Raw genomic sequence first — 19,105 nt, forward strand, 5'->3', positions numbered from 1 at the left:
CGCCAACGCTAGCCCTTGAACTCCTGCCGCAGCCACGCCAGGAACGCCTTGACCGGCGGATGGCGTTCGCGGCCCGGCGCGCACAGCGCGGTGTAGGACGCGCCCGCCACGCTCACTTCGGGCCGCAACGACACCAGCGTGCCGGCCGCGACGCTGTCGGACACCATCACCGAACTGGCCAGCACCAGTCCCTGCCCGGCGATCGCGGCCTGCAACGCATAGTGTTCCTCGGCATACGCGTGCACCGCCGCCGGCTTGCGCCAGCCCGGCAGGCCCGCCGCATCGCACCATTGGCGCCAGCCCTCGTCATACAGCGCCGAATCGCGCCAGCGCACCGTCACCAGCGCGGGCTTGGCGCGGCGCGCCTGCGCCACCAGGGCCGGCGCACCATAGACGCCGAACCGCTCCTGCAACGCGCAGGCCGCGTGCAGCGCCGGATAGCGCCGGCTGCTGTAGCGGATCGCCACGTCCACGCTGGCGTCCTGCAGCAGGTCGATGGTCTCGGCCTGCGACTGCAGGCGCAACTGGTATTGCGGATAGGCCTGGTAGAAACGGCCCAGCCGCGGCACCAGCCACAGCGCCGCGAACGAATGGGTGGTGGACAGCGTCAGGGCGCCCGCCGCGCTGGCCGGCCGCAGCGCATCCAGCGTCTGCGCGATGTCGAGCAAGGCGCCATGCGCGCTGGCGAACAGGCGCGCGCCGCCATCGGTCAGGCGCACGCCCTGCGGCACGCGGTCGAACAGCGCCACGCCGGCGTGGCGCTCCAGCGCCTTGATCTGGTGCGACACGGCGGTCGGCGTCACCGATAGCTCGGCCGCGGCCGCCTTGAAACTGCGCAGCCGCGCGGCGGCCTCGAACGCGCGCAGCGCGGTAACCGGCAGGGAGGCGAACACAGCGGCCCCTTATAGATGAATTAATTTCATCTTAGCCAAGAAATTCTCGTTTGTCGCTGCGGGAGGATATCCGTAAATTTGCCTGGCAATATCTTCCAAACGAGGCAATCAAACATGAATTCAGATCATCAACATAAACGCCTGCTGATCCTGGCGGGCAGCCCCCGCCGCGATGGCAACAGCGCCGCCCTGGGCGCGGCCGCCCTGCGTGGCGCCCAGGCGGCCGGCAGTGCGGCCACGCTGCTGTTCCTGGACGACTACATCAAGGGCTTCCTGCCCGACCTGCGCCATGCGTCGGCGCCGGACGACCGCTATGGCGAGCTGTTCCTGGAACACTTCCTGCCGGCCGACGGCGTGCTGTTCTGCACCCCGCTCTACTGGTATGGCATGTCGGCGCAGACCAAGGCCTTCTTCGATCGCTCCTTCACCCACTACGCCGGCGCCGGCCCCGAGCCCGAGGCCGTCAAGGCGCGCATGGCCGGCAAGCGCCTGGGCCTGGCCGTGGCCTCGGAGGAAACCTATCCCGGCGCCGTGCTCGGCGTGGTGCACCAGGTGCAGGAATTCGCCCGCTACACGCATGCCGACTTCGTCGGCTACGTGCACGGCTCGGGCAACAGCCGCGGCGAGGTCGCGCTGGACCCGCGCCGTCCGCTGGCGGCGGCCGAGGCGCTCGGGGCGGAATTCTTCACGCGGAAATACTCGGACTATCGGCTAGAGACGCCACGCAGTCACAACGTATGGGCGTCGCCCCCGCCAGGCGACGCTCGCCGCGACTGAGCCAGCCCAGCGCGATCGGCCACAGCGTGTCGCGAAAACGCTCGTGAAAGAAGGCGAAGTGGCCGATCGCCTCCAGCCCCAGCGATGCCGGCGCCAACCGCAGATGGGTGCGGGCGCTGCCGGTGAAATACGCCAGCAGCCGGCCGATGGCGGCCTCGGTGCCGAATTCGTCGTCGGTGACGCTGAGCGCCAGGATCGGCGCGGTCACCGCCGCCATCGCGGCCACCCGATGGTCCGCCCCGCCGCGCCCCTCGAACCGCGGCCCCATCAGGCTCCAGTCGCGCACCACGCCGCGCGGCGTGTCCTCCAGCCAGCCCAGCCGGCGCCCCGGAAAATAACCCAGACAGGCCGCCAGCAGCGGCATCACCACATGCCACTTGGCCAGCATGCGCAGGCGCTGCCCGGCGGCGTAGTCGCGCCAGTAGGCGTACTGCGCGCCCATGGTGAAAATGCGCCGCAGCCGCCGCGCCGACGGCGCCAGGCCGGTGACGAAGCCGCCGATGCTGTGCGCCACCACGTCCACCGGCTGGCCGGGAAAATGCGCGTCGACATAGCCCAGCACCGCCTCGAAATCCTTCTCGCCCCAATCCATCCAGGACGCCTCGAAACCGCGCAGCGAGGCCGGCCGCGATTCGCCGATCCCGCGATAGTCGTAGGTCAGCACGTCGAAGCCGTGCTGGTGCAGGTAGCCCGCGAACCGGGCGTAATAGCGGCAGCGCACCGACGTCGCGGCGTTGATGACAACCACCGGACGCGGTCCGGCCGGATCCGGCTCGGGGTGGCGCCACACGTAGCCTCCCAGCGCCACGCCGTCGGCGGCGCGCAGCGTGATGCGTTGCAGGTCCATATTCACATTCCTAATGATCAATCAATAAGGCACGAAAACCTACTGTCTTGATCGATTAAACCCGCACGAAAGTGCTGATTCAAACGATTATTCGTCGCCCATTACATGATCCACAGGAATGTCTAATTGACCACTGAGCGCCCCGCCGAGCGGCGCAGCACTCCCGGCGGGCTGCCATAGACCTGCTTGAACACCCGCGTCAGGTGCGCCTGGTCGGCAAAGCCGACGGCCAGCGCCGCCTCGGCCAGCGGCAGGCCGCCGCGCAGCAGCGCGCGGGCGCGCGCCACCCGCCAATTGCGCAGCCACGCCAGCGGCGGCAGGCCGTAGCGCCGCGCGAAGCGCTTGACCAGCGTGCTGCGGTGACGGCCCTCGGCCTGGGCCAACGCCTCCAGGTCGGGCGCGCACGCCGGATCGGCGCGCATGCGCTGCAACAGCAAGGCGCAGACGTCCGGCTCGCCGGCCGGCGCCGCCTCGGACGCGGCCGGCGCCCGCCCGTGCGCGGCCAGCAGGCCGAACAGGGCGGCCGACAGGCGGCCACTGCGCGCGGCGTCGTCGACGGCGTCGGGCGCCAGCGCCGCCAGCCAGGCGTCGCACAGCGCGGCGTCATGGATCACCGGCCCCGGCAGCGCCAGGCCGCCCTCGCGCAGCGCCACGGCATGGTCCTCGAACCAGCCCGGCTCGATGTACGCCATGCGGTAGGCCAGCAGCCCGGCCGATGTGCCGCCGGTGTGCACCTGCCCCGGCGCGATCACCACCAGGTCGCCCTCGCCCGCCTCGAACGGTCGGCCGTGCACGCTGAAAGCGCAGCGCCCGCGGGCGATGGCGCCGATCAACCAGGCATCGTGGAAGTGCGCCTCGTAGCGATAGGCGCGCAGGTCGGCGATCAGCACGTCGCCGGGCAGGTTCGCGCCGCAATGCCAGATATGTTGGGAAAGCGCCATCGGAAAAACGCCTGGGCAGGACAGTCGGGACGCGGCGGCCGGCGGCGGCCGCGCTGGCGACAGGCTACCCGAAATAGCGCCCTTGCGTGCCCACCGCACGCGCCAGCAGCCAGGCGTTGCGCGGATGTTCGCCGATGCGTCGCGCGGCGTAGGGCCACCAGTCCTGGCCGAACGGCAGGTAGACGCGGACGGCATAGCCCAGCTGGCGCAGCGCCAGTTGCCAGTCCGGCCGCACGCCATAGAGCATCTCGAACTCGAACGCCTCCGGCGCCCAGCCGCGCTCGCGCGCCAGCGTCATGATGACGCCCGCGAGCCGGTCGTCGTGGGTGCCGAAGACCGGCAGGAAACCGGCCTCGCGCGCCGCCGGCGACAGCATGATGGCGGCCGCGTCCAGGTAGGCCTGGTCGATCCGGGCGCGGCCGGCATGGTCCAGCGCGCGTTCGGGAAAGGCGCCCTTGACCAGCCGCAGCGAGGTGCGCTGGCCGATGGTCGCGGCCAGGTCCGCCGGCGTGCCGCGGCGGCGCGCCTGCAGGGTCAGGCCGGCGGGCAGGCCCGCCTGCAGCAGCTCGCGATGCAGGGCGCAGGTGCGCTCGCGCAGGCCCGAGTCCTCCATGTCCAGCACCACCCAGTCGCGGCCGCCCGCCGACGCCTCGCGCGCCGCCACGGCGATGCGCCGCGCATTGCCGCGCCCCAGCGCGTCGCCGCGCATGTAGCCGATGGCGGTGGGGTCGATGGACACGTGCACGTCCAGCCCCGCCTGGCCCAACGCCGCGCAGGCCTGCATGGCCTGCCGCGTGTTGTGCTCGATGGCGTCGGCGTCGGCCACGTACTCGCCCAGGTAGAACAAGGATGCGCGGATGCCGTGCGCCTCGCGCAGCCGGACCGCGGTGCGCACCGCCTGCGCGATGTCGGCGCCGCCGACGAAGCGGCGCGCCAGCGACGTGCGCGCGGCCAGTGCGCGCATGGCGCGCCCCACAGCCGGGCTGCGGGCCAGCGCGATGGCGGATTTCTGGAAGAGGCTCATGGACGCTCCGGTCAAAGCGCCTCACTATGCGGCGGCGACCGGCTCGCGTCTTGAACGGGAGTGAATGCGGCGGGCCGTGTGGCCCCGTCGGCCCGCGCCCGCGTTCCTTACGCCTTGCCGGCGGCCAAGGCGGCGGCCCGGCCACGGCCGAACAGCGGCCGCTGCACCGTCTGCGCCAGCAGCACGCCCAGCAGCGTCACCGCGCCGCCCAGCAGGTGATACGACCGCAACTGCTCGCGCAGCAGCACGAACGCGGCCAGCGCGGTGAACAGCGGCAGCAGGTTGATGAAGATGCTGCAGCGGTTGGGGCCCAGGCGGTGCACGCCTTCGATCCACAGGAACGACAGCAGCACCGACGAGAAGATGCCCGCGTACAGGATCAGCGGAATGGTCTTGGCGTCCAGCGCCGCCTGCGCGGCCGGCACCTGCAGGTACAGCGGCAGCATGTAGAGCAGCGCGAAGATCGACTGCACGAAGGTCGACTGCCACGCCGGCAGCGGCACCTTCCAGTGGCGCAGCAGCACGCCGTACAGCGCGTACGAGAAGGCCGCCAGCAGCATCAACCCGTCGCCGACGTGGATGCCGTGCTGGAACACGCTCAGCATCTCGCCCTGCCCCACCAGGTACAGCAGGCCCAGGAACGACAGCGCCCCGCCCGCCGCCATGCCCAGCGTCAGCGGATCGCGCAGGATGACCACGCTCAGCAGCATGCTGAGCAGCGGGATCAGCGCGGTCAGGATGGCCATGTTGGTGGCGGTGGTGGTTTCGGCGGCGCGGTACGACAGCGCCTGGAACAGCGCCGACGACAGCGCGCCATACAGCGCCAGCTTGGGCCAGTGGCGCAGGATGACCTTGCGGTTGCGCCAGGCCGGCACGGCCGTGAACAGGCCCATGATCGCCAGCGCCAGGATCAGCCGGTAGAAGGTGATGGCGGTGGGCGAGATGGCGCTGGCCGCCATCTTGGACACGATGACATTGCCCGCCCAGAACAGGATGGCGAACAATGGAAACAGGTAGGGCATGATGGGATCACTCGCAGAATGGGAATCGGCTCTCCGCCGCGACGCAAGGCGCCGCGCAGGTGGCGGATGAGCGGTATCCTATTGAGCGCGAGCGCGCCCGTCTGCCGATGAACAGGCAGCGACTATCTTGAAATGGACATTCCGGAAGCGGACATGCCCCGGATGGACATGCCCGGGGAGTGCTGCTCCCCGAAGTCCGGCCCCGGCCTCACGGCCGGAACGGCAGCGGATCCAGCGGCGTCTCCAGCCCCGCCATCTGCGCGGTCAGCAGCGCGGCGCTGCCGCAGGCCAGCGTGAAGCCGAGCGCGCCCTGGCCGATGTTCAGCCACAGGTTGTCGGCGGCGGAACTGCGGCCGATCAGCGGCTTGCCGGTGGGCGTGGCCGGGCGCAACCCGGCCCAGGGAATCGCCTGCGCCAGGTCCAGCGCGGGGAAGGCTTCGCGCACCTGGCGCTTGAGCAGCGCGATGCGGGCCGGATCGATGTCGTCGTTGGCGCTGCCGATGTCGACCATGGCGGCGATCCGCAGCACCCCGCCGACCCGCGCGTAGACGATGCGGCGCTCGTAGTCGGTGACGCTGATGCGCGGCGCCACGGTGTCGTCGTCCGCCAGCGGCACGGTCAGGCTGTAGCCCTTGAGCGGATACAGCGGCACGTCATGGCCCAGCGGCTGCAGCAAGGCGCGCGTGCCGATGCCCGTGGCCAGCACCACCGCGTCGGCGCCGATGTCGCCGTCGCGGGTGTGCACGGCAACGATGCGGCGGCCTTCGCGCTGCAGGCCGGCGACCGGATTGGACATGGCGCACTGCACGTTGGGCAGCGCTTGCAGCCGTTCGAACAGCGCCTGCGTGAACTGGCGGCAGTCGCCCGCCTCTTCGCTCGGGGTGTAGATGGCGCCGGCCAGACTGGCGCCCATGCCGGCCAGCGCCGGCTCGCGTTGCAGCGTCTGGGCGGCGTCCAGCACCTGCTGCTCGGCGCCGTGGGCCGCCTGATAGGCGACCAGCGCGCGCGCCTTCTCCAACAGGGCCGCGCTGCGATAGGCGATCAGCTTGCCGTTGCGCAGATGGCCGAATTCCAGGTTTTCCTGTTCCAGCAAGGCGTGCATGGCATCGCGGCTGAGAAAGGACAGCGCCTGCAATTGCGCGGTGGACTCGCGCGCCACCGAGGCGCGGCAGGCCAGCGCGAAGCGCAGGCACCAGCGCCACTGGTGCGGGTCCAGCCGCGGCCGGAAACGCAGCGGCGAATCCTCGCGCAGCAGCCAGCCCGGCACGTTCGGCAGCACGCCCGGCCCGGCCAGCGGCGCGACGTAGCTGTAGCTGAGCTGGCCGCCGTTGGCGTAGCTGGACACCTCGGCCGGATGGGCGTGGCTGTCGACCAGCACGACCTCATGGCCCTGGCGGGCCAGGAAATAGGCCGAAGTCACACCCACGACCCCGGCGCCGATGACGCATACGCGCATACCCTGCATCCCGATAAGAAAATGGCGATGGTCTTATTCTGAAGCGGGGGACGGATGACCGCAAATCACCAAAGCCCCAGCACCCATAACCCCGGCTCATGGACCGGTCTGGCGGCCAGAGGTCACGCCCACGGCCACCGACCACCAGCCGGCGCGCCCGTCAGGCGGCGCGATGCAGCTTGATGATGGCGGCGGCGGTCGGATCGCGCACCAAATCGGCCAGGGAATAGCCGTTGAGGGCGTCGTAGAACGCCTGCAAGGTCTGCGCCAGCACGCCCGACAGGCGGCAGGCGCCGTCCAGCGCACAGGGCGGCTCGTGACAATCGATCAGCGGGCCCTGCTGTTCCAGTTCACGCACCAGGTCGCCCAGCCGGTATTCGGCCGCCGGACGCGCCAGCGCCAGGCCGCCGCCCTTGCCGCGCGCCGTGCTGACCCAGCCGCGCTGCGCCATGAAGTGCACCACCTTGACCAGGTGGTTGCGCGACAGGTCGAAGCGCGTGGCGATCTCCGGAATGGTGACCGCCGCGGGCCGGTCGCGGCACTGCGTCAGGTACATCAGCACACGCAGGCCGAAGTCGGTGAATCGGGTCAGTTGCATGGGCGCCAGGATACACCGGTCAGGCCGGCGCGCCGCCGCTGCCAAAGGCCTCGGCATGGATGCGGTCGGCCGCCACGCCCAGCGCCAGCAGCGCTTCGCGCTGCGCCCGCATGAAACCGGACGGGCCGCACAGGTAGTAATCGGCGTCCGGCACGATGGCCTCGTCGCGGATGGCGCGCAGGTCGACCCGGCCATGATGGTCATAGTCGCGGCCCGCGCGGTCGGCGCCGCCCACTTCCTCGTAGAACACCGCCTTGCGCACATTGCCACGGCGCGTGGCGATGTCGTTGACATGGTCCTTCATGGCGTGCGCGGCGGCATTGCGACAGCCGTGCACGAAGCGGATCTGGCGCGGATCGTCGGTCGCCACCAGGTGGTTCAAGATCGACACCATGGGCGTCAGCCCCACCCCGCCGCTGAGCAGCACCACCGGCGCGTCGCCGTCCTCGCGCAGATGGAAGTCGCCCTGCGGCGGCGCCACGTCCAGCACGCCGCCTTCCTCCAGGCGGTCATGCAGCGCATTGGACACGCGCCCGGCCGGGCCATGCGCACCGCCCGCTTCGCGCTTGACCGAGATCCGCAGGCGGTCCTGGCCCGGCGCGTCCGACAGGCTGTACTGGCGCGGCTGCATCAGCCCCAGCTCCGGCACGTAGACGCGCACCGACACATATTGGCCGGGCCGGTAGGCCGGCACCGTGCCGCCATCGGCCGGCGCCAGGTAGAACGAGGTGATTTCGGCGCTCTCGGGCTGCTTGCCGACCACGCGGAAGGCGCGCCAGCCGGTCCAGCCGCCCGGCTTGGCGGCCGAATCGGCGTACAGCCGCGCCTCGGCGGCGATCAGCATGTCGGCCAGCTGGCCATAGGCGGCGGCCCAGGCGTCGACCAGCTCATCGGTGGCGGCCTCGCCCAGCACCTCGCGGATCGAGGCCAGCAGATGCTTGCCCACGATGGCGTAATGCTCGGGCCGGATGCCCAGGCTGACGTGCTTGTGGACGATGCGCGTCACCACCGGCGCCAGCACCGACGGGTCGTCGATGTGCTCGGCATAGGCAGCGACCGCGCCGGCCAGCGCCTGCTGCTGTTCGCCGCCCGCCTGGTGCCCCTGGTTGAAGATGTGCTTGAGTTCCGGATTGTGCTGGAACATGCGGGCGTAGAAATGGCGGGTCAGGGCCTCGCCATGGGTTTTCAGGACGGGGGCCGTGGCTTTGACCAGGGCGCGGATCTGCGGGCTCAACATCGACTGCTCCTTGCGCGGTGGATGGCGCCGGGGCCATCCTTTTTAAACATGCATTAATAATACATGTTTAAGCCGGGACGCACAAAATCCGCGCCCACCGGGGCCGTCCCACGGACGGCCGCCCCACGGTTACACTGCGCCTTTGACGCAACACCACAAAGGTTCCCCCATGAGCACCGCTACGCTCAAGACCCGCCTCTCCGACGCCGTCAAGGACGCCATGCGCGCCAAGGCGGCCGAGCGCCTCGCCACCCTGCGTTTCCTGCTGGCCGCCGTCAAGCAGAAGGAAGTCGACGAACGCCGTGACCTGACCGACGCCGAGATCACCGGCATCATCGAGAAGCAGGTCAAGCAGCGCCGCGAATCCATCGCCGCGTTCGAGCAGGCCGGCCGCACCGAGACCGCCGAACAGGAAAAGGCCGAACTGGTCGTGCTGCAGGAATTCCTGCCGCAGGCCGCCACGCCCGAGGAAGTGTCCGCTGCCATCGACGCCGCCCTGGCTGAAGTGGCCGCGCAGGGCGTCACCGGCGCTCCCGCCATGGGCAAGGTCATGGCGCTGCTCAAGCAATCGCTGGCCGGCCGCGCCGACATGACCGCGCTGTCGCAGCAAGTCAAGGGCCGGCTCGCCTGAGCATGGCCGGCGCCGCCGACGCGCTGGACGCCCTGGCCCCGCCGCTGCGCGGGGCGATCGGCGACTGCGTGGCGGCGATCAACCTGGCGCGGCAGCATTTCGAGTCGCGCTACGACACCGCCATTGCCGATCCGCTGCAGGCCGACCCCGCGGCCCTGCGCCGCCTGTCGGACGCCATCGCGCCCGTGATCGAACGCCTGGCCGCCGAGCCGGACAACGGCCACGGCTGGGGCGCGGGCGGCGGCTCGGCCCTGGGCTATCGCGAGGCGCGCCCGGTGACGCTGGGCCTGTGGCGCGGCAGCCATGGCCGGCCCGGCGACGCCGACGGCACGCTCGACTACACCCGCTGCCTGTACCTGCTGTTCCAGGCCGCGCGCCTGGCGCCCGCCGCCATGGCGCAGGCCATCGCGCCGCTGCGCGACGACATCGTCTTCAACCACGTCACCCTGCACATCATCGAAGACGCGCTGGCCGCGGCCTTGCATGAGGGCGCCAGCCAGGCGGCGCGCGCCGCCGCGGCCGAGCCCTACATCCAGCAACTGCGCGTCACCCATATCTTCCGCGAGGAAAACAACCGCTACCAGGGCTACCGCATCCTGCTGCGCGACGCGGCCGACCATGGCGACGCCGCCGCCGCGCTCAAGCTGCTGCCCCAGTGCAATACGCGCAGCGAACGCCACGAGATCGACACGATCAAGAGCCGGCTGGTGGCCGCCGTCAGCGCTCGCGACGGCCTGCAGGCGGCCCTCGACCTGTGCGCCAACAAGCGCATCGGCGCGGCCTCCCGCGAATACGCGCTGCAACCGGTCATCGACGCCGGCGCCTACGAGGCGCTGCGGGACACGCTGGCGCGGCACCCCGACCTGGCCACGGCCGACAGCGGCGACGGCCTGAGTTTCCTGGTGCCCGCCTTCTGCGTCCGTGAAAAAACCGCCGGCGCCACGCGCGATGTCCAGGAATTCGATGCCCTGTTCGCGCGCGTCGACGCCATGGATCCCAAGCTCAAGCATGGCGACGCGCGGCTGCGCGACTGGCTGCTGCTGGAACTGGGCCTGGCTTCGCGCGGCGACCCCGCCTACCTCGCGCGCTGCCACAAGGCCATCAAGAACGCCTCCATCAAGCGCGAACTCGACGGCGCCTGATCCGGCATCCGTCCCGCCCCCCGCAGCCTCAGAACGCGCCGCCGAACAGATCCGGCTGGCGCGTCTGTTCCTGGGGATCGGCGAAATTGCTCATGCCCACGCCGGCCAGCCGGTACAGCGTCTGCGCCGGCAGGTCGACGCGCTCGCACAGCAGCCGCGCCTGCGCCGCCAGTTCGGCGGCCGAGGCCGGCGGATGCGGGCTGGTCTGGCTGCGCGTCAGGATGCGGAAGCGGTCGGTCTTGAGCTTGAGCACCACCGTGCGGCCCAGCGCGCCCTTTTTCAGCGCCTGGCTCCAGACCTTCTCGGCCATGCGGTCGATGGCCTCGCCGATCGCCTCCAGCCGCACGTCTTCGGAAAACGTGGTCTCGGCCGACACCTGCTGCAGCGGCTGGTCGGTCTGCACCTCGCGCTCGTCGATGCCGCGCGCCAGCTCATACAGGCGGCGGCCGTAGCGGCCAAAGTAGTGTTCCAGTTCCTGGACCCCGTGCGTGGCCAGGTCGCCCACGGTCTGGATGCCCAGCTGCTCCAGCCGCGCCTGCGTCACCTTGCCCACGCCCGGCACCTTGCGCACCGGCAGCGGCTGCAGGAATTCCAGCACCCGGGTCGGACGGATCACGAACTGGCCGTCCGGCTTGTTCCAGTCGGAAGCGATCTTGGCCAGGAACTTGTTGGGCGCCACGCCCGCCGACGCGGTCAGGCCGGTCTCGGCGCGGATCTGCTGGCGGATCACCTGCGCCACCTCGGTGGCCGACGGCAATCCCAGCTTGTTGACGGTGACGTCCAGGTAGGCCTCGTCCAGCGACAGCGGCTCGATCAGGTCGGTATGGCGGGCGAAGATCTGGCGGATCTGGCGCGACACCTCGCGGTAGCGGTTGAAGTCGGGCGGCACGTAGACCGCCTGCGGACAGAGCCGCTGCGCGCGCACCGCCGACATGGCCGAATGCACGCCGAAGCGGCGCGCCTCGTAGGACGCCGCGCACACCACCGAGCGCGGCCCGGTCCACGCCACCACCACCGGCTGGCCGCGCAGCTCGGGGTTGTCGCGCTGCTCCACGGAGGCGTAGAACGCATCCATGTCGATGTGTACGATCTTGCGGCTGACGTCGCTCATGTTGGTGAAAAACGGATCGGCGACCGCATGGCGCCGGGGCGGGCGCGAAAAGTACGGTCACCGGAAAAAACGGCCACGGCCGCCGAATCCGCTCGGGCCGGCGGCGTAAAAGTGGATATTATGACCGCCAAATTCCCGTCGTTCCCTTTCCCCGCATAGCCACTTCCATGACTGTCTCCGCAACCCCCGCTCCGGGCGAGTATTTCGGCCTGGCGATTCCCTTCATGCGTTTCCTGGGCCTGGTGCCCGAACAGATCGGGCCGGCCTATGCCCGCACCTCGCTGCCATGGCGCGAAGACCTGACCAACAGCCGCGGCGACGTGCACGGCGGCACGCTGATGAGCGTGCTGGACTTCACCCTGAGCGCCGCGGCGCGCGGATCGGCCGAGGCCACCGAGGGCATGGCCACCATCGACATGAACACCACCTTCCTGTCGCCGGGCACCGGCGACCTGGTGATCGAGGCGCGCTGCCTGCGCCGGGGCGGCTCCATCGCCTTCTGTGAAGGCGACATCCGCCGCGCCGACGGCGAACTGGTGGCGCGCGCCACCGCCACCTTCAAGATCATCCGCCGCCGCCCTGGCGGCGACTGAACGGACGGCGCCGCCGCCGTTATTTCGGCAGGTCGCGCGAGGGCTTGACCGGCGGGCGCGGATCCAGCGGCATATAGCTGGCGCACGAGCTCATGCCGTAGTAGATCGCGTCCTGCATGGCGCGCATCGCGGCCGCATCCCAGGTGCCCTTGCCCCACATCACGATGCGGGTGTCGGTGGTCTTGGGGCCGGCCGCCTTCAGGTCGACCCGGGTCATTTCATTGTCGGTGTACGGCGCCAGCACCCGCACCACGGCGGTCTGGGCGCTTTCGTCCAGGTTCGACACCACGCGGTAGGCGTTGTCGGCGCTGCGCAGGCAGGCGTTGGCCTGGCGCACCGTGGTGGCGTAGGCGTCCTTGAAAGCGACGGGCGCCTTGAATTCGCTGTGCGGCGAGGCGCCGTCCTGCGAAATGCCCAGCGAGCAGCCCGCCAGGCCCAAGGCCAGCGCCGACGCCGCGACCAGATTCCGAACCATGTATTTCTCCAGATTGATAGCCGCGATTATCCCGCAAACGGGACACCGGCATAAGAGGCCTGGCCGGTTCGACACCCCGGCCGCGGCTATGGCATTATCGACGAGTCCGGCGGCGCATGGCGGCCGGATGAAACCGTCGGAGGTATGCCTTGCTCTCATTCATGAAACACACCCTCATGGCCGCCGGCATCGTCGGCGCCTCCCTGGGCGCCAGCGCCGCCGCGCAGCCCCCCCGGGCCTACCCCCTGAAAGACTTTTTCCGCAATCCGGAACGCGGTTTCTTCCGCCTGGCCGACGACGGCAAGACCCTGGGCTTCATGCAGCCCACCAGCGTCGACGGCAAGCCGCCGCGCATGAACATCTACGTCCAGGCGCTGGACGGCAGCAAGCCGGTGGGCGAACCGCGCAAGCTCACCAGCGAATCGGCCCGCGACATCAGCAATTTCTTCTGGAAAGGCCCCGACGTGGTGCTCTACCAGAAGGACTTCGGCGGCGACGAGAACTTCCACGTCCTGGCGGTGGACGCCAAGAGCGGCAAGGTCACCGACCTGACCCCCTATGACGGCGTGCGCGCCAGCATCGAGGACGACCTCGAAGACGACCCCGACCACATCCTGATCAGCCACAACCAGCGCGACCCGCAGGTGTTCGACGTCTACCGCGTCAACGTGCACACCGGCGCCGGCGTGCTGGTGGCGCAGAACCCGGGCAACATCGTCGGCTGGCAGACCGACCACGCCGGCAAGGTGCGCGCCGCCGTCACCAGCGACGGCCTGAACACCACCCTGCTCTACCGCGACAACGAAGCCTCGGCATTCCGCCCGCTGTTTACCACCGACTACCGCACCAGCGTCAGCCCGGCCTTCTTCACCTTCGACGACAAGAAGTTCTACGCCCTGTCCAACCGCGGCCGCGACAAGCTCGCGCTGGTGGTGATCGACCCGGCCAGTCCCGACAAGGAAGACGAGATCTTCACCCCGGACACGGTCGACCTGGACGCCGCCGGCTTCTCGCGCAAGCGCCGCGTGCTGACGGTGGCCTCGTACCAGACCGACAAGCCGCAGTACAAGTTCTTCGACGCCGAGACCGAAACCCTGTTCAAGAAACTGTCAGCCCAGCTCGAGGGCTACCAGTTCGCCATCCAGGGCGCCAACCGCGACGAGGACAAGTTCATCGTCGCCGCCTACAACGACCGCACGCCGGGCTCGCGCTACATCTACGACGCCCGCGCCGACACGCTCTCCAAGCTGGCCGACATCAACCCGGCCATCCCCGAGGCCAACATGTCGCGGGTGCAGCCGATCAGCTACCAGAGCCGCGACGGCCTCACCATCCACGGCTACCTGACGCTGCCGGCCGGGCGCGATCCCAGGAACCTGGCGTGCATCGTCAACCCGCACGGCGGCCCGTGGGCGCGCGACGGCTGGGGTTACAACCCCGAGGTGCAGTTCCTGGCCAACCGCGGCTTCTGCGTGCTGCAGATGAACTTCCGCGGCTCCACCGGCTACGGCCGCCGCTTCTGGGAAGCCAGCTTCGGCCAATGGGGCCTGAAGATGCAGGACGACATCACCGACGGCGTCGAATGGCTGGTCAAGCAGGGCATCGCCGACCCCAAGCGCATCGGCATCTACGGCGCCAGCTACGGCGGCTACGCCACGCTGGCCGGCGTGACCTTCACGCCCGACCTGTACGCGGCCGCCGTCGACTACGTCGGCGTGTCCAACCTGTTCACGTTCATGAAGTCGATTCCGCCCTACTGGAAGCCGATGCTGGACAAGATGCAGGACATGGTCGGCGACCCCGTGCGCGACAAGGACCGCCTGGCCGCCACCTCGCCGGCGCTGCACGCCGACCGCATCAAGACGCCGCTCTTCGTCGCCCAGGGCGCCAAGGACCCGCGCGTCAACAAGGACGAGAGCGACCAGATGGTCAAGGCGCTCAAGGCGCGCGGCGTCGAAGTGGAATACATGGTCAAGGACAACGAAGGCCACGGTTTCCACAACGACGAGAACAAGTTCGAGTTCTACGCGGCGATGGAAAAGTTCTTCACAGAACACCTCAAGCCCTAGGGTCAGGCCTCGGTCGCCAGGTCGGCGGCCTCGCCCTGCCCATCCTCCCGGGCCGCCTGCGGGCGGCCCGGCGCACGTCCGCTCCAGGCCATCTCGACCCGGTCTCGTCCCAGTTCCTTGGCCTTGTACAGCGCCAGGTCGGCGCGGGCCAGGATGCCGTCGGCGGTATCGCCCGGCTGCAAGGTCGCCACGCCGCCGCTGGCCGTCATGCGCAGTTCCTGCCCCGGCAGCTGCAGCGGCGAATCGCGCAAGGCATCACAGACCCGCTGCGCCTGCACCAGCGCGCGGGCCGCATCACAGTCGTACATCAGCAGCACGAATTCCTCGCCGCCCAGGCGGCCGAAGCGGTCGCTGGCGCGCACGGCCCGCGGCACCACCTGCGAGAAATGGCGCAGCGCGACGTCGCCCGTGGCGTGGCCATGGCGGTCGTTGATCGATTTGAAGTGGTCGATGTCCAGCACCAGCACCGCCAGCCGGCCGCCGCTGCGGGCGCAGCGCCGCAGTTCGTGTTCCAGCTCGTCGAGGATGCTGCGGCGCGAGTAGGCCCCCGTCAGGCTGTCGAAGGTCAGCGCGGCCTGCATCTGCTCCGACAGGGAGGTCTGAATCAGCAACAGCAGCGCCAGGAACAGGGCCGGCACCGTCACCGAACCGCAGACGATGAAGAACAGGCCCCAGGGCGTCGGATCCACCAGCGACGCCGGCGGCACCCAGCCGCCGCCGTACACCACGACGCGCAAGACATGCAGCGCGGCCAGCCCGCCCATCGACAGGAGCACATACAGCACCACCCCGGGCGTCTGAATAGTGCGGCGCTGGCGGTACACCACCGAACAGGTCGTCGCCATCAGCGCGGCGGTGTAGCCGGAAAACAGGCTGATGCGCCCGCCCAGGTAATCCACGCCGTACAGCATCACCGCCATCCCCACGATGGCGGCCAGCGCCATCAGGGCCACGCGCAGCGCCTGCGGCCGCAAGCCGAAGAACTGCCGCACGCCCACGTAGACCAGGCTCATCGCGGCCAGCCACGAGGCGTTGGACACCAGCACGTAGGCGGCGGGCGGCATGATCTCGGACGAGGCATAGCCCAGCAGCGACAGCACCGCCAGCGCATTGGCCCAGATGAAGACCTGCACGCCCGGCACCCCGCCGCGCGCATGCAAGGGCAACAACAGCGGCAGCGCCAGGGCCGTCGCCAGGCCCCACACCAGGAAAAATAAAGAAGTCGTCATGTTTTTGCCGGCTTGCGCCTTTGGGGCGGTCGCCGTCGCTAGGAACATCTGTTGCACCGGATGCAGGTTCAGGGAGGCGTTACAGACCTGCACTTTTGACGTTTTTTGTTACCTGCATGGCGAACCATGCGAACCCTTTCCGTCGCGCACAACGTTCCGTACCAGGTCTGCCCCAATACCGGCATACCGCCACGACGGTTGCGCGGTATGCAGCAGAGAATACGCCAAGCTTCGTAACAACGATCCACCCTTTGCACTAATTGACAGTTGGATCGGCCGAAAACCCATAAAGTTCGACCTGTTGCCGGCGCCGCCAGAAGCGCCGCAACCACGCCCCACGGGCGTGGCGCGTACTAGCCATGCACTCCCTCGCGCGAGTGCGAAGGTCCCCGTAGCGGGCGCCGCGCAGTCACTACCCAACGCTCACCCATCCGCCGCCGGCGCGCCCTCGCGTCCGCGCCGCGCCTTCGGCAACGCGACCCGCGCGTCCGGCCGGCGGAGCCCTGAGCGCCCTCGTCGCAACTGCGGAAGTACTACGGATGCTGAAAGGAACTCTGCCCCTTTGGGGTCAAGCGGGCCAAGACACGGCGCCCGCCACGCAGGCGGGCCCGCGGCAGCGGGCCGCCGCCTCGGCGCTGCGCGCCCTGACGGCCTGCGCGCTGCTGGTCCCCTCGCTGGCGCTGGCCGCCCCCGCCGCCGACTATGACGCGCTGATCGCGCGCGCTCGCGCCGGCGACTACGAACCGGCCCTGGCCATGCTGCGCCAGGGCGCGGGCGCCGGCCGCCAGGCGGTCTACGACCACATCGTCATCGCCGGCTGGGCCGGCCGGCCGGCCGAGGCGGTCGCCGCCTACGAATCCCTGCCGCCGGCCGCCGCCCTGCCCGCCGACATTCAGCTGGCGGCGGCGCGCGCCTACCGCGACCTGCGCCGCTGGCCCGAGGCCCTGGCGACCTATCGCGCCGGCCTGCGCCGCCATCCCGGCCAGGCCGCCTTCGCCGCCGGCGAAATCATGACCCTGGCCGATGCCGGCCAGACCGAGGCCGCGCTCGCCGCCGGCCGCGCCTGGATCAAGCGCGCGCCGCGCGACGCCGACGCGCGCCTGGCGCTGAGTTATGTCCACGTGCGCCTGCGCCAGCCCTACGAAGCCCTGCACCAGGCCGACCAGGCGCTGGCGATCGCGCCCGGCACGCCCTACGTGCTGCGCGAATACATCGACGCCCTCGGCCGCGCCCGCCTGGCGCAGCCGGCGCTGGACCTGGCCCGCCAGCACCCCGACCTGTTCGACGCCACACAGTTGCGCCGGCTCGAGGGCGACGCGCTGGCCCAGCAGGTCCGGCTGGCCGCCATGCCGACCCGCGGCGAGGCCGAGCGCTTCGCCATCGCCGACCGCGCGCTGGCGCGCTACGACGTCCTGATCCCCGCCTGGGAGGCCCTGGGCGAACCGGCGCGCCAGGACGTGCTGCGCGCCCGCATCGACCGCCTGCACGCGCTGCATGCGCGGGTCCGCATGGCCGACGTGGTGCGCGAATACGAGGCCTTGCACGCCCAGGGCGTGGCGGTGCCGCGCTATGCGCTGAACGACGTCGCCTCGGCCTACCTGTACCTGCGCCAACCCGAAAAGGCCCGCGACCTCTACCGCCAGGTCGGCGCCGACGGCGCCAGCCGCGACGACGACGCCGAAGACCGCCTGAGCACCGAAACCGGCCTGTACTACGCGCTGGCCGAGGCCGAGGAATTCGACGACACCGACGCCGTCACCGACGCCATCGAATCGGGCTACGCCCCCTGGCTGTACTACAAGGGCCAGGCCACCCGCAACCCCAACGACCTGAAGCTCGAAAGCGCCCAGACCGTGGCCGCCGCGCGCCAGCTGGCCGACGACACGGTCTCGGCCGAACAGCGCCTGCGCGGCATGGTCGAGAACGCGCCCAACAACTCCACGCTGCGCGCCGACCTGGCCTCGCTGTATCGCCGCCGCGACCTGCCGCGCGCCTCGGAACGCGAACTGAAACTGGCCGAGACCCTGGCGCCGCGCGCGCTGTCGGTCGAGAACGGCCAGGGCTTCACCGCCATGGACCTGCAGGAATGGCGCCAGGCCGAGGCCCTGTCCGCCGACACCCTGACGCGCGCGCCGGAAAACCTCACCAGCCGCCGCCTGGCGCGCGAATGGGAAGTGCACAACAAGGCCGAGCTGCGCATCAGCGGCTACCGCGGGCTGGCCTCGGACAGCCCGGTCAACGGCAACGGCGACTTCGGCATCGACGCGGTGCTGTATTCGCCGCCCATCGACTACAACTGGCGCGCCTTCGGCGGCGGCGGCTACGCCACCGGCGACTTCGAGGAAGGACGCGGCAACTACCGCTGGCTGCGCACCGGCGTCGAATGGCGCGGCCGCGACCTGACGGTCGAGGGCGAAGTCTCGACCCACAGCTACGGCCACGGCGTCAAACCCGGCCTGCGCCTGTCGGCGGCCTACAACATCGACGACCACTGGCAGGTGGGCGGCTCGGGCGAACTGCTGTCGCGCGAGACCCCGCTGCGGGCCTTGACCAACGACATCACCTCCAACCGCCTCACCGGCTTCGTGCGCTGGCGCGCCAATGAACGGCGCGAATGGATCCTGTCGCTGTCGCCGTCGCGCTTTTCCGACGGCAACCAGCGCTGGGAACTGGGACTGGCCGGGCGCGAGCGCGTCTACACCGCGCCGCACCTGAAGGCCGACCTGACGCTGGACCTGTCGACCCAGCGCAACAGCCGCGACGACGCGCCCTACTACAACCCGCGTTCGGACCTGATGGCGCTGCCCGGCGTGCGCCTGACCCACACGCTGTACCGCCGCTACGAAACCGCCTGGGAACAGATCGGCACCGTCGGCGCCGGCACCTACACCCAGCAGGGCTACGGCACCGGCGGCGTCATCGCGCTGGGCTATGGCCAGCGCTACCGCGCCAACGACGTCCTGGACATGGGCGCGATGGTCACCGGCATCAGCCGCCCGTACGACGGCCAGCGCGAGCGCGAACTGCGCATCGTGTTCGACCTTGCCTACCGCTTCTGAG

At 70.1% G+C, this 19,105-nt stretch carries 17 protein-coding genes; 6 read left to right on the forward strand and 11 right to left on the reverse strand.

The features are described 5' to 3' along the window. Positions 1-8: 8 nt before the first annotated feature. A complete protein-coding gene (locus I6I07_RS28035; RefSeq protein ID WP_198484574.1) occupies positions 9-893 on the reverse strand; it encodes a LysR substrate-binding domain-containing protein in 885 nt (294 codons plus the stop codon). 114 nt (positions 894-1,007) lie between these two features. Here I6I07_RS28035 and I6I07_RS28040 point away from each other — a divergent pair, with 114 nt between their 5' ends. Continuing rightward, positions 1,008-1,670: a flavodoxin family protein gene (locus I6I07_RS28040; protein ID WP_054432295.1), complete on the forward strand. Its 663-nt coding sequence runs from the start codon at positions 1,008-1,010 to the stop codon at positions 1,668-1,670. Here I6I07_RS28040 and I6I07_RS28045 read toward each other — a convergent pair. The 7 genes from I6I07_RS28045 to hmpA form a co-directional block, all read right to left on the reverse strand. After that, positions 1,579-2,517, reverse strand: coding sequence for an alpha/beta fold hydrolase (locus I6I07_RS28045; protein WP_198484575.1), 939 nt, complete (start codon positions 2,515-2,517; stop codon positions 1,579-1,581). The genes I6I07_RS28040 and I6I07_RS28045 overlap by 92 nt on opposite strands. A gap of 122 nt (positions 2,518-2,639) precedes the next feature. After that, on the reverse strand, positions 2,640-3,458 hold the full coding sequence (locus I6I07_RS28050) for a helix-turn-helix transcriptional regulator (protein ID WP_198484576.1): 819 nt from the start codon (positions 3,456-3,458) through the stop codon (positions 2,640-2,642). 64 nt (positions 3,459-3,522) lie between these two features. Continuing rightward, positions 3,523-4,482: a proline dehydrogenase family protein gene (locus I6I07_RS28055; protein WP_198484577.1), complete on the reverse strand. Its 960-nt coding sequence runs from the start codon at positions 4,480-4,482 to the stop codon at positions 3,523-3,525. A 107-nt stretch (positions 4,483-4,589) separates the two neighbouring features. Continuing rightward, complete coding sequence (locus I6I07_RS28060; protein ID WP_006394124.1) at positions 4,590-5,504, reverse strand: DMT family transporter; 915 nt, start codon at positions 5,502-5,504, stop codon at positions 4,590-4,592. A gap of 208 nt (positions 5,505-5,712) precedes the next feature. After that, the gene (locus tag I6I07_RS28065) at positions 5,713-6,960 is read right to left on the reverse strand and encodes a D-amino acid dehydrogenase (RefSeq protein WP_198484578.1); all 1,248 of its coding nucleotides are present in this window, start codon (positions 6,958-6,960) and stop codon (positions 5,713-5,715) included. 160 nt (positions 6,961-7,120) lie between these two features. Further along, positions 7,121-7,558 carry an Rrf2 family transcriptional regulator gene (locus I6I07_RS28070; protein ID WP_198484579.1) on the reverse strand — a complete coding sequence of 146 codons (438 nt, stop codon included), beginning with the start codon at positions 7,556-7,558 and terminating at the stop codon, positions 7,121-7,123. Positions 7,559-7,577: 19 nt separating this feature from the next. Then, the gene (hmpA, locus tag I6I07_RS28075; protein WP_198484580.1) at positions 7,578-8,795 is read right to left on the reverse strand and encodes an NO-inducible flavohemoprotein; all 1,218 of its coding nucleotides are present in this window, start codon (positions 8,793-8,795) and stop codon (positions 7,578-7,580) included. Positions 8,796-8,964: 169 nt separating this feature from the next. On the opposite strand from hmpA, the gene I6I07_RS28080 reads away from it, so the two are divergent. After that, positions 8,965-9,426 (forward strand): GatB/YqeY domain-containing protein, encoded by a 462-nt coding sequence (locus tag I6I07_RS28080; protein ID WP_198484581.1) that lies wholly within the window; start codon positions 8,965-8,967, stop codon positions 9,424-9,426. Between the two features lie 2 nt (positions 9,427-9,428). After that, positions 9,429-10,568, forward strand: a complete 1,140-nt coding sequence (locus I6I07_RS28085; protein ID WP_198484582.1) for a hypothetical protein — start codon at positions 9,429-9,431, stop codon at positions 10,566-10,568. Positions 10,569-10,596: 28 nt separating this feature from the next. Here I6I07_RS28085 and dinB read toward each other — a convergent pair whose 3' ends face one another. Continuing rightward, positions 10,597-11,679, reverse strand: coding sequence for a DNA polymerase IV (dinB, locus tag I6I07_RS28090; protein ID WP_198484583.1), 1,083 nt, complete (start codon positions 11,677-11,679; stop codon positions 10,597-10,599). Between the two features lie 167 nt (positions 11,680-11,846). Here dinB and I6I07_RS28095 point away from each other — a divergent pair, with 167 nt between their 5' ends. Next, complete coding sequence (locus I6I07_RS28095; protein ID WP_198484584.1) at positions 11,847-12,272, forward strand: PaaI family thioesterase; 426 nt, start codon at positions 11,847-11,849, stop codon at positions 12,270-12,272. 19 nt (positions 12,273-12,291) lie between these two features. Here the strand turns inward: I6I07_RS28095 and I6I07_RS28100 are convergent, their stop codons facing one another. Further along, positions 12,292-12,747: a BPTD_2524 family lipoprotein gene (locus I6I07_RS28100; protein WP_198484585.1), complete on the reverse strand. Its 456-nt coding sequence runs from the start codon at positions 12,745-12,747 to the stop codon at positions 12,292-12,294. A gap of 161 nt (positions 12,748-12,908) precedes the next feature. Between I6I07_RS28100 and I6I07_RS28105 the strand changes: the two genes are divergently transcribed. After that, positions 12,909-14,816, forward strand: a complete 1,908-nt coding sequence (locus tag I6I07_RS28105) for a prolyl oligopeptidase family serine peptidase (protein ID WP_420094527.1) — start codon at positions 12,909-12,911, stop codon at positions 14,814-14,816. Between the two features lie 2 nt (positions 14,817-14,818). On the opposite strand, the gene I6I07_RS28110 is transcribed toward I6I07_RS28105, so the two are convergent. Then, positions 14,819-16,045 carry a sensor domain-containing diguanylate cyclase gene (locus I6I07_RS28110; protein ID WP_198484587.1) on the reverse strand — a complete coding sequence of 409 codons (1,227 nt, stop codon included), beginning with the start codon at positions 16,043-16,045 and terminating at the stop codon, positions 14,819-14,821. 539 nt (positions 16,046-16,584) lie between these two features. On the opposite strand from I6I07_RS28110, the gene pgaA reads away from it, so the two are divergent. Then, the gene (gene pgaA / locus I6I07_RS28115; protein WP_232625791.1) at positions 16,585-19,104 is read left to right on the forward strand and encodes a poly-beta-1,6 N-acetyl-D-glucosamine export porin PgaA; all 2,520 of its coding nucleotides are present in this window, start codon (positions 16,585-16,587) and stop codon (positions 19,102-19,104) included. Position 19,105 lies beyond the last annotated feature (1 nt).

The sequence above is a fragment of the Achromobacter deleyi genome (assembly GCF_016127315.1).
GTDB classification, from domain to species: Bacteria; Pseudomonadota; Gammaproteobacteria; order Burkholderiales; family Burkholderiaceae_B; genus Achromobacter; species Achromobacter insuavis_A.

What these genes read in the sequence shown, in the direction of transcription:
- I6I07_RS28055 (WP_198484577.1), bottom strand. Translation starts at nt 4,482, where the DNA reads ATGAGCCTCTTCCAGAAATCCGCCATCGCGCTGGCCCGCAGCCCGGCT.
- hmpA (WP_198484580.1), bottom strand. Translation starts at nt 8,795, where the DNA reads ATGTTGAGCCCGCAGATCCGCGCCCTGGTCAAAGCCACGGCCCCCGTC.
- I6I07_RS28100 (WP_198484585.1), bottom strand. Translation starts at nt 12,747, where the DNA reads ATGGTTCGGAATCTGGTCGCGGCGTCGGCGCTGGCCTTGGGCCTGGCG.
- dinB (WP_198484583.1), bottom strand. Translation starts at nt 11,679, where the DNA reads ATGAGCGACGTCAGCCGCAAGATCGTACACATCGACATGGATGCGTTC.
- I6I07_RS28065 (WP_198484578.1), bottom strand. Translation starts at nt 6,960, where the DNA reads ATGCGCGTATGCGTCATCGGCGCCGGGGTCGTGGGTGTGACTTCGGCC.
- I6I07_RS28085 (WP_198484582.1), top strand. Translation starts at nt 9,429, where the DNA reads ATGGCCGGCGCCGCCGACGCGCTGGACGCCCTGGCCCCGCCGCTGCGC.
- I6I07_RS28040 (WP_054432295.1), top strand. Translation starts at nt 1,008, where the DNA reads ATGAATTCAGATCATCAACATAAACGCCTGCTGATCCTGGCGGGCAGC.
- I6I07_RS28050 (WP_198484576.1), bottom strand. Translation starts at nt 3,458, where the DNA reads ATGGCGCTTTCCCAACATATCTGGCATTGCGGCGCGAACCTGCCCGGC.
- I6I07_RS28070 (WP_198484579.1), bottom strand. Translation starts at nt 7,558, where the DNA reads ATGCAACTGACCCGATTCACCGACTTCGGCCTGCGTGTGCTGATGTAC.
- I6I07_RS28045 (WP_198484575.1), bottom strand. Translation starts at nt 2,517, where the DNA reads ATGGACCTGCAACGCATCACGCTGCGCGCCGCCGACGGCGTGGCGCTG.
- I6I07_RS28105 (WP_420094527.1), top strand. Translation starts at nt 12,909, where the DNA reads ATGAAACACACCCTCATGGCCGCCGGCATCGTCGGCGCCTCCCTGGGC.
- I6I07_RS28060 (WP_006394124.1), bottom strand. Translation starts at nt 5,504, where the DNA reads ATGCCCTACCTGTTTCCATTGTTCGCCATCCTGTTCTGGGCGGGCAAT.
- I6I07_RS28080 (WP_198484581.1), top strand. Translation starts at nt 8,965, where the DNA reads ATGAGCACCGCTACGCTCAAGACCCGCCTCTCCGACGCCGTCAAGGAC.
- I6I07_RS28095 (WP_198484584.1), top strand. Translation starts at nt 11,847, where the DNA reads ATGACTGTCTCCGCAACCCCCGCTCCGGGCGAGTATTTCGGCCTGGCG.
- pgaA (WP_232625791.1), top strand. Translation starts at nt 16,585, where the DNA reads ATGCTGAAAGGAACTCTGCCCCTTTGGGGTCAAGCGGGCCAAGACACG.
- I6I07_RS28110 (WP_198484587.1), bottom strand. Translation starts at nt 16,045, where the DNA reads ATGACGACTTCTTTATTTTTCCTGGTGTGGGGCCTGGCGACGGCCCTG.